We start from the raw sequence: 19579 nt of genomic DNA on the forward strand, positions 1-19579 counted from the left end.
GAGGTTTCCCCATGACCCTTCACGCTAGCGTGCGCGATCGCCTGCACGCCATTGAAGCGCTGCTGCGCGAAACAAACCACTGGCAGGAACAGGCGCCGGATAGCCGCGCTTTCGCCAGCGAGCAGCCGTTTTGCCTGGACACGCTCGAGCCGCTGGAATGGCTACAGTGGGTGCTGATCCCGCGTATGCATCAACTGATTGCCAGCGGTATGCCGCTGCCGCAGAACTTTGCCGTCGCGCCCTACTACGAGATGGCGCTGGATAAAGCTCATCCGGCGCGCGAAGCTATCGTGGCTGAACTACTGCTGCTGGATGCATTATTCGCGGACGAAAACGCCTGATGCTGGAGATTATTTATCAGGACCAGTGGCTGGTGGCGGTGAATAAGCCTTCCGGCTGGCTGGTGCACCGCAGCTGGCTGGATCGCGACGAGAAAGTGGTAGTGATGCAGACCGTGCGCGATCAAATCGGCCAGCACGTCTTCACCGCTCATCGCCTGGACCGGCCGACTTCCGGCGTGCTGCTGATGGGGTTGTCGAGCGAGGCGGGCAGGCTGCTGGCGCAGCAGTTTGAACAACACCAGATGCAAAAACGCTATCACGCCATCGTTCGCGGCTGGTTGACTGAAGAGGCGGTACTGGATTATCCGCTTGTAGAAGAGCTGGATAAAATCGCCGATAAATTCGCTCGTGAAGATAAAGGCCCGCAGCCGGCGGTGACCCATTATCGCGGACTGGCGACGGTAGAAATGCCGGTCGCCACCGGCCGTTACCCGACCACCCGCTACGGGCTGGTGGAGCTGGAGCCGAAAACCGGGCGTAAACATCAGCTGCGTCGCCATTTGGCCCATCTGCGCCATCCGATCCTCGGTGACAGCAAACATGGCGATCTACGGCAAAACCGCAGCGCCGCTGAACATTTCGGCTGTAATCGCCTGATGCTGCATGCCAGTCAGCTGTCATTAACGCATCCGTTTACCGGCGAGCCGCTGACGATTCGCGCGGGTCTGGATGATGTCTGGATGCGCGCGCTGTCGCAGTTTGGCTGGCGCGGGCTTCTCCCGTTAAATGAAAGGGTTGAGTTTGCCGACGACAGCGGTCAGGATGAGAGTATCGCGGATAATCCAGGGAGATAATCACTATGGCAGAAGTCGGAATTTTTGTCGGCACGATGTATGGAAACTCGCTGTTGGTCGCCGAGGAGGCGGAAGCCATTCTGAGCGGGCTGGGGCATAAAGCGACGGTATTTGAGGACCCGGAAGTGAAAGACTGGGAATCCTATACCGGCAAATACGTGCTGGTCGTGACCTCGACCACCGGGCAGGGCGATCTGCCGGACAGCATCGTTCCGCTGTATGAAGGCATTAAAGATATGTATCAGCCGCATCTGCGCTACGGCATTATCGCGCTTGGCGATAGCACCTACGCTAACTTCTGCGGCGGCGGTAAAACCTTTGATGCGCTGCTGCAGGAGCAGGGCGCGCGTCGTATTGGCGAGATGCTCACCATCGACGCCAGCGAAGACCCGGAACCAGAAAGCGTTTCCAACCCTTGGGTAGAAGCGTGGGCTAAACTGCTCGAGTAATCATGTTAAGTACGCCCTCTCCCTACGTAGAGGGCGCGCTTAAGCCGCCAGTGGCCGGATAAACGGTCAGGGTTATCTTAACGTTCTCCATCGCGCCCGGCTTCGGGCATCTGCCTGATAACCACTTCATCGTTATGGCTTTTTTCTTTGCGTTTCCCCGGCGTCAAGAGAGCCGATTCACACTCTGAAGGTAATGTCGTTCATCGACCCATCAGCGGGTGACGGTTTTCCATTTCCGTGAACTACTCCCCACAACCTTAGGCATACGCCACAAACTAACGCAGTATCACCCGCTAAAGCTGTGTATATGCACGGTGAGCCCGCCGACGCCTCTTTTTATACTTTTCCTGCCAGTGACAAAAGCAGTACGCCAGATATAACGAAAAAAACACTAACACGTCATTCTGATTACCCTACAGGTTGTGCTGTTCAGAATGAACGTAGCTAAACGCTATGATTCAGGAGTACAACAATGAGTTCATTAAGTCAGGCTGCGAGCGCCGCTGAAAAGCGCACCAATGCTCGCTATTGGATAGTGGTGATGCTGTTTATCGTCACATCCTTTAACTATGGCGACCGCGCGACGTTGTCGATTGCCGGTTCTGAAATGGCCAGGGATATCGGCCTCGATCCTGTTGGCATGGGTTATGTTTTCTCCGCGTTTTCATGGGCCTATGTGATCGGACAGATCCCAGGCGGCTGGCTGCTTGACCGCTTTGGTTCTAAACGCGTCTATTTCTGGTCCATCTTTATCTGGTCCGTGTTTACCCTGCTGCAGGGCTTCGTCGATATCTTTAGCGGTTTTGGCATTATCATCGCGCTGTTTACCCTGCGCTTCCTCGTCGGCCTTGCCGAATCGCCCTCGTTCCCTGGCAATAGCCGCATTGTGGCCGCCTGGTTCCCGGCGCAGGAGAGAGGGACGGCGGTATCGATTTTTAACTCCGCGCAGTATTTTGCCACCGTTATTTTCGCGCCGATTATGGGTTGGTTGACCCATGAAGTGGGTTGGTCGCACGTATTCTTCTTTATGGGCGGATTGGGTATTGTCATTAGCTTCGTGTGGCTGAAAGTGATCCACGATCCCAATAACCACCCAGGCGTTAACCAGAAAGAGCTGGACTACATCGCCGAAGGCGGCGCGTTGATCAATATGGATCAAAAGAGCAGTGCGCAGAAGGTGCCCTTTAACGTCAAAATGGGCCAAATCAAGCAACTGATCGGCTCGCGAATGATGGTCGGGATCTATATCGGCCAGTACTGCATCAACGCGTTAACCTACTTCTTTATCACCTGGTTCCCGGTTTATCTGGTGCAGGCGCGCGGCATGTCGATCCTCAAAGCGGGCTTTGTCGCCTCAATCCCGGCGGTGTGCGGCTTTGTCGGCGGCGTGTTGGGCGGGATTATTTCCGACTGGTTGATGCGCCGTACCGGCTCGCTGAATATCGCGCGTAAAACGCCGATCGTACTGGGTATGCTGTTGTCCATGACCATGCTGATGTGTAACTACGTCAACGTGGAATGGATGATCATCGGCTTTATGGCGATGGCCTTCTTCGGTAAAGGCATTGGCGCGCTGGGTTGGGCGGTAATGGCGGACACCGCGCCGAAAGAGATTAGCGGCCTCTCAGGCGGTCTGTTCAACATGTTCGGCAATATTTCCGGCATCGTCACCCCTATCGCTATCGGCTATATCGTCGGCACCACCGGCTCTTTCAACGGCGCGCTGATTTACGTCGGTATCCACGCTCTGGTGGCGGTACTCAGCTACCTGGTGCTGGTTGGCGATATCAAACGTATCGAACTTAAACCGGTTGCGGGGCGTTAATCATGAATACCCAATCCAGCCCAATCGTTACCGAAATGAAGGTGATTCCTGTCGCCGGGCACGACAGCATGCTGATGAACATCGGCGGCGCGCATAACGCCTGGTTTACCCGCAACATAGTGGTGTTAACCGATAACGCCGGGCATACCGGCGTCGGCGAAGCGCCCGGCGGCGAAGTCATCTACCAGACGTTGGTCGATGCCATCCCCCAGGTGGTTGGACAGGAGGTCGCTCGCCTCAACCGCGTCGTACAGCAGGTACATAAAGGCAATCAGGCGGCGGATTTCGACACCTTCGGCAAAGGGGCATGGACCTTCGAATTGAAAGTCAATGCGGTGGCGGCGCTGGAAGCCGCGCTGCTCGACCTGCTTGGCAAGGTGTTGAATGTCCCGGTCTGCGAACTATTGGGGCCGGGCAAACAGCGTGATGCGGTGACCGTGCTGGGCTACCTGTTCTATATCGGTGACCGCGAAAAAACCGATCTGGGCTATCTTGCGCGGACGCCGGGCGACCACGAATGGTACCGTCTTCGTCACCAGCAGGCGCTGAATAGCGACGCGGTGGTGCGACTGGCGGAGGCGGCGCAGGATCGCTACGGTTTTAAAGACTTTAAGCTAAAAGGCGGCGTGTTACCTGGCGAGCAGGAGATTGATACCGCCCGCGCGTTGAAAAAACGCTTCCCTGACGCGCGCATTACCGTCGATCCGAACGGCGCCTGGCTGCTGGATGAAGCGATTACGCTGTGTAAAGGTCTGCAGGATGTCCTGACCTATGCCGAAGATCCGTGCGGCGCGGAACAGGGCTTTTCCGGCCGGGAAGTGATGGCCGAGTTCCGTCGCGCCACCGGGCTGCCGGTGGCGACCAACATGATAGCCACCAACTGGCGCGAGATGGGGCATGCGGTCATGCTCAACGCCGTCGATATTCCGCTGGCGGACCCGCACTTCTGGACGCTCTCCGGCGCGGTGCGGGTGGCGCAGTTGTGCGATGACTGGGGGCTGACCTGGGGCTGTCACTCGAACAACCACTTTGATATCTCGCTGGCGATGTTTACCCACGTCGGCGCCGCGGCGCCGGGCAATCCGACCGCAATCGATACCCATTGGATTTGGCAGGAGGGCGATTCGCGTCTGACGCAAAATCCGCTGCAGATTATCAACGGCAAAATCGCCGTGCCAGACGCGCCGGGACTCGGCGTGGAGCTGGACTGGGAACAGGTGCATAAAGCTCATGAGGCCTATAAGGCGCTGCCAGGCGGCGCGCGTAACGATGCAAGCCCGATGCAGTACCTGATTCCCGGTTGGACATTCGACCGTAAACGCCCCGTTTTCGGCCGTCATTAATTAAAAAGGATTACGCTATGACTACATCATCTTCAACGCCAATTGTGACTGCCATGCAGGTAATCCCGGTTGCCGGGCATGACAGCATGCTGATGAACCTCAGCGGCGCGCACGCGCCGTACTTCACCCGTAATATCGTTATCATCAAAGATAACTCCGGGCATACTGGCGTTGGCGAAATCCCCGGCGGCGAAAAGATCCGCCAGACCCTGGAAGATGCCGCGCCGCTGGTGGTGGGTAAGACGCTGGGCGAGTACAAAAATGTGCTGAACGCCGTGCGTAACCAGTTTGCCGACCGTGATGCCGGCGGCCGCGGCCTGCAAACTTTCGATCTGCGCACCACCATTCACGTGGTGACCGGGATTGAAGCGGCGCTGCTGGATCTGCTGGGCCAGCATCTGGGCGTGAACGTTGCTTCTCTGCTTGGCGACGGTCAGCAGCGGAGCGAAGTCGAAATGCTGGGCTACCTGTTCTTTGTCGGTAACCGCCACGCGACACCGCTGGATTATCAAAGCCAGCCGGATGAACAGTGCGACTGGTACCGTATTCGTCATGAAGAGGCGATGACGCCGGAGGCGGTGGTTCGTCTGGCGGAGGCCGCTTACGAAAAATATGGCTTCAATGATTTTAAACTGAAGGGCGGGGTGTTGGCCGGTTTTGAAGAAGCCGAAGCGATCAGCGCGCTGGCGAAGCGTTTCCCTGATGCGCGCGTGACCCTCGACCCGAACGGCGCCTGGTTGCTTGGTGAAGCCATCCAGATAGGTAAACAACTGAAAGGCGTGCTGGCCTATGCGGAAGATCCTTGCGGCGCTGAACAAGGCTTCTCCGGCCGCGAAGTGATGGCCGAATTCCGTCGGGCGACCGGGCTGCCGACCGCGACCAACATGATCGCCACCGACTGGCGGCAGATGGGCCATACGCTGTCGTTACAATCGGTGGATATTCCGCTGGCGGATCCGCACTTCTGGACCATGCAGGGCTCGGTGCGCGTGGCGCAAATGTGCCATGAATTTGGCCTGACCTGGGGTTCGCACTCCAATAACCACTTTGACGTGTCGTTGGCGATGTTTACCCATGTGGCTGCGGCGGCGCCGGGTAAAATTACCGCTATCGATACCCACTGGATCTGGCAGGAGGGCAACCAGCGTCTGACCAAACAACCGTTTGAAATCAAAGGCGGTATGGTGCAAGTGCCGACGGCGCCAGGTTTGGGGGTTGAGCTGGATATGGACCGCGTGATGCAGGCTAATGAGCTATATAAGAAACATGGCCTGGGCGCTCGTGATGACGCCATGGCGATGCAATATTTAATCCCGAACTGGACCTTTGATAACAAACGTCCTTGCATGGTTCGCTAAGATAACGCCGACCCTGTTGGGGTCGGCAACTGCCGGTCGCCGGGGTTATTCATATTAAGGACACTTATGAAGATAGTGATCGCGCCGGATTCTTACAAAGAGAGCCTGAGTGCGCTGGATGTCGCTACCGCGATAGAAACGGGGTTTCGCGAGATTTATCCCCATGCGGAGTACGTTAAAGTCCCGGTTGCCGACGGCGGTGAGGGTACCGTTGAGGCGATGGTTGCCGCGACGCAAGGGCATATCGTACAGGTCAGCGTTACCGGGCCGCTTGGCGAACCGGTCGAAGCCTTTTATGGCCTGTCCGGCGATATGCGCTGCGCCTATATCGAAATGGCGGCGGCCAGCGGACTGGAAAGCGTGCCACCCACGCGACGTAATCCGCTACTGACCACCTCCTGGGGAACCGGCGAGCTGATTCGTCACGCGTTGGATGCAGGGGTTTCGCAGATTATTATTGGTATCGGCGGTAGCGCGACCAATGACGGCGGCGCCGGTATGGCACAGGCGCTGGGGGCGAAATTGTTGACCGCTGGGCAACAGCAAATTGCCCCTGGCGGCGGCGCGCTGGAGACGCTGGCGCGGATCGATCTTAGCGAGTTGGATCCGAGATTGGCGGATTGCCGGATTGATGTCGCCTGCGACGTCACCAACCCGTTAACCGGCCCGCAGGGGGCAAGCGCGGTGTTTGGCCCGCAAAAAGGGGCGACGGCGGCGATGATTGAGCGTCTTGACCACGGCCTGCAACACTTTGCGCAGATTATCGCCCGCGATTTGGATATCGACGTGCTGAGCCTGGAAGGGGGCGGCGCGGCGGGTGGTATGGGGGCGGCGTTGTATGCGTTTTGCGGTGCCAACCTGCGCCCGGGAATTGAGATTGTGACCGACGCGCTGGGGTTGGCAGAGCTAGTGGCTGATGCCGATTTGGTGATTACCGGTGAAGGGCGTATCGATAGCCAGACCATTCACGGCAAGGTACCGGTGGGAGTGGCGAAGGTCGCGAAACGCTTCAACGTGCCGGTGATTGGGATTGCCGGCAGCCTGACCGCCGATGTTGGCGTCGTGCATCAGCATGGTTTGGATGCGGTCTTTAGCGTGTTGTATACCGTCTGTACCCTGGAAGAGGCGCTGGCGAACGCCGCCGCCAACGTGCGGATGACGGCACGTAACGTGGCCGCGGTATTGCAGATGGGCGGTAAGCGGTAACCCGGCCGGCGCAGTGGTATTTGTAGCCCGGATAAGGCGCGTAGCGCCGCGATCCGGGAACCCTCCCCGGTGGCGCTTACGCTTACCGGGGCTACCAACCAAGTACCGGACCGTGGCGCCGTGATCCGGAACACCGAATCACACTCCCATCTTGCACGCTTCGCGGGCGACGTTATCCATCTCGTCTAACAGTTCCAGCAGTTCCGGCTCCAGCTCTTCCGGCGCGGTACCGGCGCGCAACTGGCTTTCAAGGGTATGGCACAGTTTTTTCAGCCGCGGTACGCCGCTGTAGCTGCAGCTACCGTGCAGCTTATGGATTAAATCCAGCAGGCCTTCCGGCGTCTCGCCAACCAGCTGTTCTTCAACTTTATTGCGCACCTCCGGCATAAAGGCGAGCAGCATCTGCAGCATCTCCCGAGCGAGGTCTGGTTTCATGGCCGCCTGACGCAGCGCCAGCTGCCAGTTGAGCGTGACGTTATGATCGATAACCGGCTCCACCGGTTCAGCGATTTGCGGGGCGGCGACGTGCATGCCGGGCTGATAGCGCAACAGCAGGGTGCTGAGCTTATCTTCTTCAATCGGCTTCGCCAGATAATCGTTCATCCCGGCGGCCAGCAGTTTCTCGCGTTGCCCCTCAAGGGCATGAGCGGTCACCGCGATCACTGGAGTCTGCTGCTGATGCGGGAGCTGGCGGATCAATTCGCAGGCGCGAATACCGTCCATATCCGGCATTTGAATATCCATCAGAATGAGATCCAACTGCGACTGTTTGGCCTGCTCTACGGCATCCTGGCCGCTATCGCACAGAATGACATGCTGCACCAGATCGTCCAGCAGCGCGCCAATAAGCTTGAGGTTGGCCGGGTTATCATCCACCGCCATTACCGTCATCGCCAGCTTATCGCTATCGATATAGGGCTGTGGCACCGGCGGCTGCGCGCGGCAAGAGGCCATCAGCACCGGGAAAAGCCGCGTGGAGGTCAATGGTTTAAGCAGGCAGGCGGTAACACCGTTTCTTTTCAGCTCTTCGGCGCTAACCTGCGCGTGGCAAGGTAGCCCCAGCACCAGGGTATCGGATAGCGAGCAGGCGCGGACCAGCTTATCCCGCTGGTTGCTGAGATCGCGCATCGAGACCGGAATACCGGCCAGTAAAATATCGTAGTGCGCATCCGGCAGCGCTGATAGCGTCGGGCTGTAGACCACTTCCAGCGGCGTGGTCGCCAGCAGTTCCATCGTGCTTTGCGCGGCGGTAGCATTGGCTTCAATGTAGGCCAGCTTCTTGCCCGCCAGGCAATGGGTATCGAAACCGTCAGTAATGGCGTTCGGATTCAGGTCAAGACTGATATGGAACCAGAAGGTGGAACCGCGGTTCGGCTGACTATGGAATGAGATATCGCCGCCCATCTCTTTGACCAGACGCTGGGTGATAACCAGCCCCAGGCCGGTGCCGCCGTGGCGGCGCGAGATACTGGCATCGGCCTGGCGGAAGGCCTGGAACAACCGCGACTGATCGCGTTCCGGAATGCCGATACCGGTATCATGGATCTGTACTTCAATTTGTACTCGCGAATTGCTTATCGCCCGCTGTTCAACCAGCACATCAATGTTGCCGTGCTCGGTGAATTTAATCGCGTTACCCACCAGATTGGTGATCACCTGCTGCAGGCGCAGCGGATCGCCAATCACATTATCCGGGACATCATTTTTGATGTTGAGGGTGAGCTCAAGCCCTTTATCGTGCGCCGAGTGCGCCAGCAAGGTCACCACTTCATCCAGGGTATTGCGCAGCAGGAAAGGAATGCTTTCCAGAATCAGCTTGCCCGCTTCGAGCTTGGAGAAATCCAGCACGTCATTGATGATGGCCAGCAGATTATTCGCCGAACGTTCGATGGTGGTCAGGTGGTCGCGCTGGGTAGCGTTGAGATCGGTTTTCAGCGTCAGGCGGGTAAAGCCAATGACGCCGTTAAGCGGGGTTCGTAGCTCGTGCGACATATTGGCAAGGAACTCGGACTTGATGCGCGCGGCCTCCTGGGCGCGCTTTTTCGCCAGATCCAGCTCGACGTTCTGAATCTCCATCTGCTCCAGCGTTTCGCGCAGATCCGAAGTCGCCTGATCGACATTGTGCTGCATCTCCTCGTGGTATGCCGCAAGCGACATCGCCATCGAGTTAATGCCGTTTTTCAACATATCCAACTCGCCGAGCATAAAACCTTCAACGCGGCTATCCAACTGGCCGCGGCGGATGCGGTCAACGGTGTTGACCATATTACGAATCGGCCCGGTCACGTCGCGCATCAGGCGCCAGCCGAAAATCAGCGCAATGCCGATACAAAACAGCATCATGACGCTTGAGATAAATATCTCTTTGTACTGCTGCAGGCGCACAGATTTAAGGTCGAGCTCCAGCGCCACATAGCCAAGCATGTTGCCCGGCATTTTAGCATCGCTTTCCGGCGACTCATCGGGCAGATAGCTTTCTGACACAATAGGCGTGCGCAGCACCATGATGTCGCCGTGGCGGGTGACGCTCAGGCGGCGAGGGAAGGGCGCGCCGCGCGGGAGCTGTATTTCTCGCGGATCGAGCTGGAAGTTAGAGGTAACGAACAGCCGGTTTTTAGCATCATAAATGGAAATGGCCCGCACAATATCGGAATGGCGGCGGTGAAGCACGCTGATAAGTTGGCCGATCGCCTCGCGATTTTGCAAATTCATACCGTATTCGCTGGATACCGCCAGCGGTTCAATAATACTGGCGCCGGCATCTTCCAGCTGCCGCTGCAGGTCGTTATAGCGGTGGGCGACGAAGAAAATACTGAGCAGCAAACCAATCAAAACGGTCGGCGCCAGAATAAGAATCATCATGCGAGCACGTAGGCTGTAGTTGGTCATGCGGTTCCATTATGGGAGAATATACATATCAACCTTCAGACGGCTTCTGCATTGGTAGCCCGAATGATTTCATGTATAGAGTCAGTATATTTTTGAGATAATCCTCTACGATGGCGCAATTCTACTCTGCAAAACGGCGTGTGACGACGCGCCAGATCATAACCGTGACGGTAAATGACCTTGATCCCTTTGGCCAGGGCGTAGCCCGTCATCAGGGTAAGGCGCTGTTTGTCCCCGGCCTGTTGCCGCAAGAGCAGGCGGAAGTCGTGCTGGTAGAGGATAAAAAACAGTATGCCCGCGCTCAGGTTAAACGCCGCCTGAACGACAGTCCACAGCGCGTCGCGCCGCGCTGTCCGCATTTCGGCGTCTGCGGCGGATGTCAGCAGCAACATGCGAGCATTGAACTACAGCAGCAAAGCAAGCGCGCCGCGCTCTCCCGCCTGATGAAACGTGACGTTGACGACATTATAGCCGCTGAACCCTGGGGCTACCGTCGTCGGGCGCGTTTGAGCTTGAATTATCAGCCAAAGACCCAACAACTGCAGATGGGTTTTCGCAAGGCCAATTCCAGCGAAATCATCGATGTGGTGCAGTGCCCCGTTTTGGTGCCCCAACTTGAGGCGTTGTTACCCGCGGTGCGCGAGTGTTTAACCAGCCTGCAATCACAACGTCAACTTGGCCACGTTGAACTGGTGCAGGCGGATAATGGACCGCTGATGGTTTTACGCCATACCGCCGCGCTAACGGCGGCGGATAAAGAAAAACTGGAACGTTTTTCGCAAACTCACGGTCTATCCCTGTACCTCGCGCCGCAAAGCGAGATACTTGAACATATTCGCGGCGATGAACCCTGGTACACGTCAGACGGACTACGCTTAGTGTTCAGTCCGCGCGATTTTATCCAGGTCAACGATGGCGTAAACCAGAAGATGGTGCGTACGGCGCTGGCCTGGTTAGATATTCAGCCGCAGGACCGCGTTCTGGATCTGTTTTGCGGTATGGGCAATTTCACCCTGCCGTTGGCCAAAGCGGCGGCGAGCGTGGTGGGCGTCGAAGGCGTGCCCGCGCTGGTGGCGAAGGGGCGAGAAAATGCCGCCCTCAATGGGTTGCAGAACGTGACTTTCTTTCATGAAAACCTGGAAGAGGATGTCACCCGGCAGGCCTGGGCGAAGCATGGCTTTGATAAAATTCTGCTCGACCCGGCAAGAGCCGGTGCCCCGGGCGTGATGGCGCATATTATCAAGCTGGCTCCGCGGCGGGTGGTCTATGTTTCATGTAATCCGGCGACGCTGGCGCGCGATAGCGAAGCGTTGCTTCAGGCGGGATATCGCATTCAACGTCTGGCGATGCTGGACATGTTCCCGCACACCGGGCACCTGGAATCGATAGTATTGTTTGAACGCGAGCTTACATAAAATTGTTCAGCCCGCATCGAGGCGACAGTGAAGATGCCTGATGGCGGTGTGGACTGAAGGATGACGGGTTTAAAATATGGCTTGCTGACTTCGGTAGGCTGAGTCCCTTAAGGAGAGGACAATGGTTGCGGTAAGAAGTGCACATCTTAATAAAGCTGGTGAGTTTGACCCGAAGAAATGGATCGCGAGTCTGGGGATTTCCAGCCAGCAGTCGTGTGAGCGCTTAGCCGAGACCTGGGATTATTGTCGCGTAACAACGCAGGGACACCCGCAGGCAGATCTCCTGTTATGGCGTGGCGTGGAGATGGTAGAAATTCTCTCCATGCTCAATATGGATATCGATACCTTGCGGGCCGCTTTACTGTTTCCGCTGGCGGACGGCAATGTTGTCAGCGAAGAGGTCCTGCAAGAGAGCGTCGGCAAATCCGTCGTTACCCTGATTCACGGCGTGCGTGATATGGCGGCGATTCGCCAGCTCAAAGCCACCCACACCGATACCGTCTCCTCAGAACAGGTCGACAATATTCGCCGCATGCTGCTGGCGATGGTCGATGATTTCCGCTGCGTGGTCATCAAGCTTGCGGAACGTATCGCTCACCTGCGTGAGGTAAAAGATGAACCCGAAGATGAGCGCGTACTGGCCGCAAAAGAGTGTACCAATATCTATGCGCCGCTGGCGAACCGCTTAGGAATAGGTCAACTGAAGTGGGAGCTGGAAGACTATTGCTTCCGTTATCTGCATCCAGCCGAATACAAGCGCATTGCTAAGTTGCTGCACGAACGCCGTATCGACCGCGAACATTACATCGATGAGTTTGTCGGCCATCTGCGTTCAGAAATGAAAACCGAAGGCGTAAAAGCTGAGGTGTACGGGCGTCCGAAGCATATCTATAGCATCTGGCGCAAAATGCAGAAAAAGCATCTTGCTTTTGATGAGCTGTTTGACGTGCGCGCGGTTCGTATCGTCGCCGAACGTTTACAGGATTGCTACGCGGCGCTGGGGATCGTGCATACTCACTATCGTCATCTGCCTGACGAATTTGATGATTACGTCGCCAACCCGAAGCCGAACGGCTACCAGTCTATTCATACCGTGGTGCTCGGGCCAGGCGGGAAAACGGTCGAGATCCAAATTCGCACCAAACAGATGCATGAAGACGCCGAGCTCGGCGTGGCGGCGCACTGGAAGTATAAAGAGGGCGCCAGCGCCGGGGCGAGCGGCGGTCGCGGCCATGAAGACCGTATCGCCTGGCTGCGTAAGCTGATCGCCTGGCAGGAAGAGATGGCCGACTCCGGCGAAATGCTCGACGAAGTGCGCAGCCAGGTCTTTGACGACCGGGTCTATGTGTTTACGCCGAAGGGTGACGTGGTTGACCTGCCGGCGGGCTCAACTCCGCTCGACTTTGCCTACCATATCCATAGCGATGTCGGGCACCGCTGCATCGGCGCCAAAATCGGCGGACGCATTGTGCCGTTCACCTATCAGCTGCAGATGGGCGATCAGATTGAGATAATCACCCAGAAGCAACCGAACCCAAGCCGCGACTGGCTGAACCCGAACCTCGGCTATGTAACCACCAGCCGCGGGCGCTCAAAAATTCACGCCTGGTTCCGTAAACAGGATCGCGACAAGAACATTCTCGCCGGGCGGCAGATCCTTGACGATGAGCTCGAGCATCTGGGCATCAGCCTGAAGGATGCCGAGAAACATCTGCTGCCGCGCTACAACTTTAATGAACTGGATGAACTGCTGGCGGCTATCGGCGGCGGGGACATTCGCCTTAATCAGATGGTCAACTTCCTGCAGGCGCAGTTCAACAAACCGAGCGCCGCTGAGCAGGATGCGGCCGCGCTGAAGCAGCTGCAGCAGAAAACCTATACCCCGCAGAACCGCAGCAAAGACAATGGCCGGGTGGTGGTTGAGGGCGTTGGCAATCTGATGCATCACATCGCCCGCTGCTGCCAGCCGATTCCCGGTGACGAAATCGTCGGCTTCATCACCCAGGGGCGCGGGATCTCGGTGCACCGCGCCGACTGCGATCAGCTGGCTGAGCTGCAGTCTCACGCGCCGGAACGTATCGTTGATGCGGTATGGGGCGAGAGCTATTCGGCGGGATATTCGCTGGTGGTGCGCGTGGTCGCCAACGACCGCAGCGGCCTGCTGCGCGACATTACCACTATTCTTGCCAACGAGAAGGTGAACGTGCTGGGCGTGGCCAGCCGCAGCGACACCAAACAGCAGCTGGCGACCATCGATATGACCATTGAAATCTACAACCTGCAGGTGTTGGGCCGGGTGCTCGGCAAGCTGAACCAGGTGCCGGATGTCATCGACGCGCGTCGTCTGCACGGCGGTTAATTCGTCCGTAGTCCGGATAAGGCGAAGCCGCCATCCGGCAATTTCGTAACGTCGGATAAGGTATCAATGCCTTATCCGGCCTACCTTTTTTTAAATTTCCAGGATTGTCACATGACTCAAATTGACCGCTTGCTCGGCATCATGCGCCGCCTGCGCGACCCGGAAAACGGCTGCCCGTGGGATAAAGAACAGACCTTTGCCACGATTGCCCCTTACACCCTTGAAGAGACCTATGAAGTGCTGGACGCCATTGCGCGCGAAGATTTTGACGATCTGCGCGGCGAGCTTGGCGATCTGTTATTCCAGGTGGTGTTCTATGCGCAGATGGCGCAGGAAGAAGGGCGTTTTGATTTCAACGATATCTGCGCCGCCATCAGCGACAAACTGGAACGTCGTCATCCGCATATCTTTGGCGATGCTTCAGCAGGGAACAGTGCGGAAGTGCTGGCGCGCTGGGAGCAGATCAAGAACGCGGAGAGAGCGGAAAAGGCGCAACACTCGGCGCTGGATGATATTCCGCATAGCCTGCCGGCGCTGATGCGCGCGCATAAAATTCAGCGTCGCTGCTCGGCGGTGGGCTTTGACTGGACCTCGCTTGGCCCGGTGCTCGATAAAGTGCATGAAGAGATAGATGAAGTCATGCATGAAGCGCAGCAGGCGGTGGTTGATGAAGCTAAACTCGAGGAAGAAGTGGGCGACCTGCTGTTCGCCACGGTGAATTTATCCCGCCATTTAGGGGTAAAAGCCGAGGTCGCATTGCAGAAAGCGAACCTCAAATTTGAGCGCCGCTTTCGCGAAGTTGAGCGTATTGTCGCCGCCAGAGGCCTGGAAATGACCGGCGTTGACCTCGAAACCATGGAAGAAGTGTGGCAGGAAGTAAAACGCCAGGAAACTGATCTCTAACGAGTTTTCGTGATCAAGCGCTATTTGTGTGATTTTATAAATAACAAGCGCTTGATTTACGTCAAAAACATTTCGCCAAAAGCGGCTATTTTCTCATTCCGTTATGTTGTTGAAACACCATGTAGCCTGCCTCTTCGAGTTGTTCGAGTCGCAACGCAGGTGCGGCTGGTAGAAAGAAGAGGAGGGGAGAATGAAAGTTTGTGGCGTCACGCATGTTCGGGTATACTACTTTCCCGTCCTGGTTATTCCATCGTTTTACCCTAACTTCTCAGGTTCAGCATGACAACGAACTATATTTTTGTGACCGGCGGGGTCGTATCCTCTCTGGGTAAAGGCATTGCCGCAGCTTCCCTGGCAGCCATTCTTGAAGCCCGTGGGCTCAACGTAACTATCATGAAACTGGATCCGTACATCAACGTCGATCCGGGCACCATGAGCCCAATCCAGCACGGGGAAGTGTTCGTTACTGAAGACGGCGCTGAAACCGATCTGGACCTGGGTCACTACGAGCGTTTCATCCGTACCAAGATGACTCGCCGCAACAACTTCACTACCGGTCGTATCTACTCCGACGTTCTGCGTAAAGAGCGCCGTGGCGACTATCTCGGCGCAACCGTACAGGTTATCCCGCACATCACCAACGCCATCAAAGAGCGCGTACTGGCTGGCGGCGAAGGCCATGACGTGGTGCTGGTTGAAATCGGCGGTACCGTAGGCGATATCGAATCCCTGCCGTTCCTCGAAGCTATTCGCCAGATGGCGGTAGAAATCGGCCGTGAGCATACCCTGTTCATGCACTTGACCCTGGTGCCATACATGGCGGCGGCGGGTGAAGTCAAAACTAAACCGACTCAGCACTCTGTAAAAGAGCTGCTCTCCATCGGTATCCAGCCTGATATCCTGATTTGCCGCTCCGATCGCGCGGTTCCGGCCAACGAACGTGCAAAAATTGCATTGTTCTGTAACGTCCCGGAAAAGGCTGTGATTTCTCTGAAAGACGTCGATTCCATTTATAAAATTCCAGGCCTGTTGAAATCTCAGGGTCTGGACGATTATATTTGTAAACGATTCAGCTTAACTTGTCCGGAAGCAAACCTGGCCGAATGGGAACAGGTAATCTATGAAGAAGCTAACCCGGCAGGCGAAGTCACCATTGGTATGGTCGGTAAGTACATTGAACTGCCGGATGCCTACAAATCGGTGATTGAAGCGCTGAAACACGGTGGTCTGAAAAACCGCGTGACCGTCAACATCAAGCTTATTGATTCGCAGGATGTTGAAACGCGCGGCGTCGAAATCCTCAAAGATTTGGACGCGATCCTCATCCCGGGCGGCTTCGGCTACCGCGGCGTTGAAGGCAAGATCGCCACCGCGCGCTATGCGCGTGAGAACAATATTCCATATCTGGGCATCTGCCTGGGTATGCAGGTTGCGCTGATTGAGTTCGCGCGCAACGTAGCGGGCATGGAAAACGCCAACTCTACGGAATTTGTGCCAGACTGTAAGTACCCGGTGGTGGCGCTGATTACCGAATGGCGTGACGAAGAAGGCAACGTTGAGGTGCGTTCCGAGAAGAGCGACCTCGGCGGCACCATGCGCCTTGGCGCGCAGCAGTGCCAGCTGGGTGATGATTCTCTGGTTCGCCAGCTGTACGGTGAGCCGACAATCACCGAGCGCCATCGTCACCGCTACGAAGTCAACAACATGTTGTTGAAACCGATTGAAGCTGCCGGCCTGCGCGTTGCGGGCCGTTCCGGGGATGATCAGTTGGTCGAGATCATCGAAGTGCCGAACCATCCGTGGTTTGTGGCCTGCCAGTTCCACCCGGAGTTTACTTCGACGCCGCGTGACGGCCACCCGCTGTTTGCAGGCTTTGTGAAAGCCGCGAGCGAGTACCAGAAGCGTCAGGCGAAGTAAAAGAGTTAGAACGGCAATGCACCCAATTGGGTGCATTGTTTGTCTGGAGTTTTAGTTTAACTTGTACTGAGGAAAACCTAATGTCCAAAATCGTTAAAGTCATCGGTCGTGAAATCATCGACTCCCGTGGTAACCCGACTGTTGAAGCCGAAGTACACCTGGAAGGTGGTTTCGTCGGTATGGCAGCTGCTCCGTCAGGTGCTTCTACTGGTTCCCGCGAAGCGCTGGAACTGCGCGATGGCGACAAATCCCGTTTCCTGGGTAAAGGCGTAACCAAAGCTGTTGCTGCGGTAAACGGCCCGATCGCTCAGGCAGTCCTGGGTAAAGATGCTAAAGATCAAGCTGGCATCGATAAGATCATGATCGACCTGGACGGTACTGAAAACAAATCCAACTTCGGTGCGAACGCAATCCTGGCGGTATCCCTGGCGAACGCCAAAGCAGCTGCTGCTTCTAAAGGCCAGCCGCTGTTCGAACACATTGCTGAACTGAACGGCACTCCGGGCAAATATTCTATGCCGGTTCCGATGATGAACATCATCAACGGCGGTGAGCACGCTGACAACAACGTCGACATCCAGGAATTCATGATTCAGCCGGTTGGCGCGCCGACTCTGAAAGAAGCCGTACGTATGGGTTCTGAAGTGTTCCATCACCTGGCGAAAGTTCTGAAGTCCAAAGGCATGAACACTGCAGTTGGTGACGAAGGCGGCTACGCGCCGAACCTGGGTTCCAACGCTGAAGCGCTGGCTGTTATCGCTGAAGCGGTTAAAGCAGCAGGCTACGAACTGGGCAAAGACATCACTCTGGCGATGGACTGCGCAGCTTCTGAATTCTACAAAGACGGTAAATACGTTCTGGCTGGCGAAGGCAACAAAGCTTTCACCTCTGAAGAATTCACCCACTTCCTGGAAGAACTGACCAAACAGTACCCGATCGTGTCCATCGAAGATGGTCTGGACGAGTCTGACTGGGACGGTTTCGCATACCAGACCAAAGTACTGGGCGACAAAATCCAGCTGGTTGGTGACGATCTGTTCGTAACCAACACCAAGATCCTGAAAGAAGGCATCGAAAAAGGCATCGCTAACTCCATCCTGATCAAATTCAACCAGATCGGTTCTCTGACCGAAACTCTGGCTGCAATCAAGATGGCGAAAGACGCTGGCTACACCGCTGTCATCTCTCACCGTTCTGGCGAAACTGAAGACGCTACCATCGCTGACCTGGCTGTTGGTACCGCTGCAGGCCAGATCAAAACTGGTTCTATGAGCCGTTCTGACCGCGTTGCTAAATACAACCAGCTGATTCGTATCGAAGAAGCTCTGGGTGAAAAAGCGCCGTACAACGGTCGTAAAGAGATCAAAGGCCAGGCGTAATCCTGACTTTTTGTGAAATAAAAATGCCAGTCTGCGGACTGGCATTTTTTTTACCTGCGCATCGTGTTTACTTAAAATCGACGGCCATTTGCTGCGGGATAGAAAGCCCGCGGGTGGTTTGTACGCAGCGGTCGATATAATCGGTGAAACGCGGCGGTTTGGGCATGCCCATGCTGAGCAGTTTATCATTGCTGAAGCGGACGTTAAGCGTCGCAAAGGCGCCATACAGGCGCATCGCTTTAAGCATTAAGCGCTCGTTGCACGGGCCAAAAATATCCTTCAACTCGCGGCGCATTTTTACCAGCGTCTCATAGCTGACCTGCGCGTATCGGTCGCCTACCGGGGCTTGCTCCAGCGCCGAGGCCATCGCGCGATCGATTTCCGCAAACTTGACGCTATTCTCTTCACCGGCGGAGATATGCACCACTTCACCGCGCGCCAGCGGGCGTTGTAATAACATCAGCAGCGCGTCGGCACAGTAGTCGACCGGGATGACGTCAACGCGGTCTTCCATTGAACAAAGGAATTTTTGCAGCATCAGCCCCATGCTGAACACCCAAAAAATGCTGCTGGAGGGCTGGCAGCCGTGATGAGTATGACCAACGACGATAGAAGGGCGGGCGATAATTAACGGCAACGTCGGACACTGCTCCTGCATCAGGCGCTCAATGGTCGATTTGGAGTGCGTATACTCCACCAGATGCTCGGCGTGCTCGCGGAATTCAGCGCTTTCTGCGACCAGTGAATCTGGCTCCGGGGTACAGGACATCGCGGTCCCGACGTGGAGAAAACGCTTTAGTCCTGCCACGCGGGACATTCGTTGAGCAAATTTGAACGTTCCTTCGACATTTACTTTCCAGATGAGCGGGTTATTGCCAAATGAGGCAACGGCAGCGCTGTTGATAACGTGAGTAACCCGCTCCAGACGGGGGTCGTCCAGAAATGCCTCCGGGGATGACAAATCGCCGAGCAGGATCTGCCGGGTGGTTAATGCGGCCAGCTTCTCCTCTGCAATATTGAATTTACGCAGGTTTTCCTTCACCCGGGTCAGAGCCGCTTCATCGTTATTGGCTCGCACCAGGAGCAGTAGATTAATCCCATTTTCATTATTAAGGATATTCTCTAATACCGCTCCGCCCAGAAATCCGGTAACGCCTGTAATTAATAATGTATTCATGAATGCAGTCTCTCATGGTTGGTCGACTGGATTCTAGGCGCGGAAAATTAAACGGAGATTAAATAAAAACAGGCGGCAATAATCGGTTTCTTAAGCTTATTTTAAGCAATGGAAATCAAGTGAATTGAATTTGACCCTGAGCGTAGATAAAAGATTCATTGTTTCATGTATCGGTTTGTACATCTTTGATTAATAGTTTCTTTTTATTCGTTTGAGCAGCAATA

The 19579-nt window shown here is 55.9% G+C and carries 14 protein-coding genes; 12 read left to right on the forward strand and 2 right to left on the reverse strand.

What is annotated here, in order from left to right; all coding sequences use genetic code 11:
• Window positions 1-11: 11 nt before the first annotated feature.
• The 7 genes from ABLV17_RS09375 (at window position 12) to ABLV17_RS09405 (ending at window position 7316) form a co-directional block, all read left to right on the forward strand.
• Window positions 12-341, forward strand: coding sequence for a YqcC family protein (locus ABLV17_RS09375; protein ID WP_045388938.1), 330 nt, complete (start codon window positions 12-14; stop codon window positions 339-341).
• Window positions 341-1135, forward strand: a complete 795-nt coding sequence (gene truC, locus ABLV17_RS09380) for a tRNA pseudouridine(65) synthase TruC (RefSeq protein ID WP_015703313.1) — start codon at window positions 341-343, stop codon at window positions 1133-1135. Before ABLV17_RS09375 ends, truC begins: the two co-directional genes overlap by 1 nt.
• 5 nt (window positions 1136-1140) lie before the next feature.
• Window positions 1141-1584, forward strand: coding sequence for a flavodoxin (locus ABLV17_RS09385; protein ID WP_087858601.1), 444 nt, complete (start codon window positions 1141-1143; stop codon window positions 1582-1584).
• 472 nt (window positions 1585-2056) lie between these two features.
• Window positions 2057-3409, forward strand: a complete 1353-nt coding sequence (locus ABLV17_RS09390) for an MFS transporter (RefSeq protein WP_087858600.1) — start codon at window positions 2057-2059, stop codon at window positions 3407-3409.
• 2 nt (window positions 3410-3411) lie between these two features.
• Window positions 3412-4752 carry an enolase C-terminal domain-like protein gene (locus ABLV17_RS09395; RefSeq protein WP_308958011.1) on the forward strand — a complete coding sequence of 447 codons (1341 nt, stop codon included), beginning with the start codon at window positions 3412-3414 and terminating at the stop codon, window positions 4750-4752.
• 17 nt (window positions 4753-4769) lie between these two features.
• Entirely contained in the window at window positions 4770-6110 is a 1341-nt protein-coding gene (gene gudD, locus ABLV17_RS09400; RefSeq protein WP_308958012.1) for a glucarate dehydratase, read from the forward strand.
• A 66-nt stretch (window positions 6111-6176) separates the two neighbouring features.
• Window positions 6177-7316 (forward strand): glycerate kinase, encoded by a 1140-nt coding sequence (locus tag ABLV17_RS09405; protein WP_087858597.1) that lies wholly within the window; start codon window positions 6177-6179, stop codon window positions 7314-7316.
• A 138-nt stretch (window positions 7317-7454) separates the two neighbouring features.
• On the opposite strand, the gene barA is transcribed toward ABLV17_RS09405, so the two are convergent.
• Complete coding sequence (gene barA, locus ABLV17_RS09410; protein WP_213793481.1) at window positions 7455-10205, reverse strand: two-component sensor histidine kinase BarA; 2751 nt, start codon at window positions 10203-10205, stop codon at window positions 7455-7457.
• Between the two features lie 110 nt (window positions 10206-10315).
• On the opposite strand from barA, the gene rlmD reads away from it, so the two are divergent.
• The 5 genes from rlmD to eno all read left to right on the forward strand — a co-directional run bounded on the left by rlmD (window position 10316) and on the right by eno (window position 18178).
• Window positions 10316-11620, forward strand: coding sequence for a 23S rRNA (uracil(1939)-C(5))-methyltransferase RlmD (gene rlmD / locus ABLV17_RS09415; RefSeq protein WP_087858595.1), 1305 nt, complete (start codon window positions 10316-10318; stop codon window positions 11618-11620).
• Window positions 11621-11741: 121 nt separating this feature from the next.
• Entirely contained in the window at window positions 11742-13979 is a 2238-nt protein-coding gene (gene relA / locus ABLV17_RS09420) for a GTP diphosphokinase (protein WP_047078980.1), read from the forward strand.
• 111 nt (window positions 13980-14090) lie between these two features.
• Complete coding sequence (gene mazG, locus ABLV17_RS09425) at window positions 14091-14882, forward strand: nucleoside triphosphate pyrophosphohydrolase (protein WP_348854220.1); 792 nt, start codon at window positions 14091-14093, stop codon at window positions 14880-14882.
• Window positions 14883-15161: 279 nt separating this feature from the next.
• Window positions 15162-16799, forward strand: a complete 1638-nt coding sequence (gene pyrG, locus ABLV17_RS09430; protein ID WP_015703305.1) for a glutamine hydrolyzing CTP synthase — start codon at window positions 15162-15164, stop codon at window positions 16797-16799.
• A gap of 80 nt (window positions 16800-16879) precedes the next feature.
• The gene (gene eno / locus ABLV17_RS09435; RefSeq protein WP_015369968.1) at window positions 16880-18178 is read left to right on the forward strand and encodes a phosphopyruvate hydratase; all 1299 of its coding nucleotides are present in this window, start codon (window positions 16880-16882) and stop codon (window positions 18176-18178) included.
• A 67-nt stretch (window positions 18179-18245) separates the two neighbouring features.
• Here eno and ABLV17_RS09440 read toward each other — a convergent pair whose 3' ends face one another.
• Window positions 18246-19355: an SDR family oxidoreductase gene (locus ABLV17_RS09440; RefSeq protein WP_087858594.1), complete on the reverse strand. Its 1110-nt coding sequence runs from the start codon at window positions 19353-19355 to the stop codon at window positions 18246-18248.
• Between the last annotated feature and the right edge of the window lie 224 nt (window positions 19356-19579).

The sequence above is a fragment of the Klebsiella sp. CN_Kp091 genome (genome assembly GCF_040065095.1).
GTDB lineage: Bacteria > Pseudomonadota > Gammaproteobacteria > Enterobacterales > Enterobacteriaceae > Klebsiella > Klebsiella aerogenes.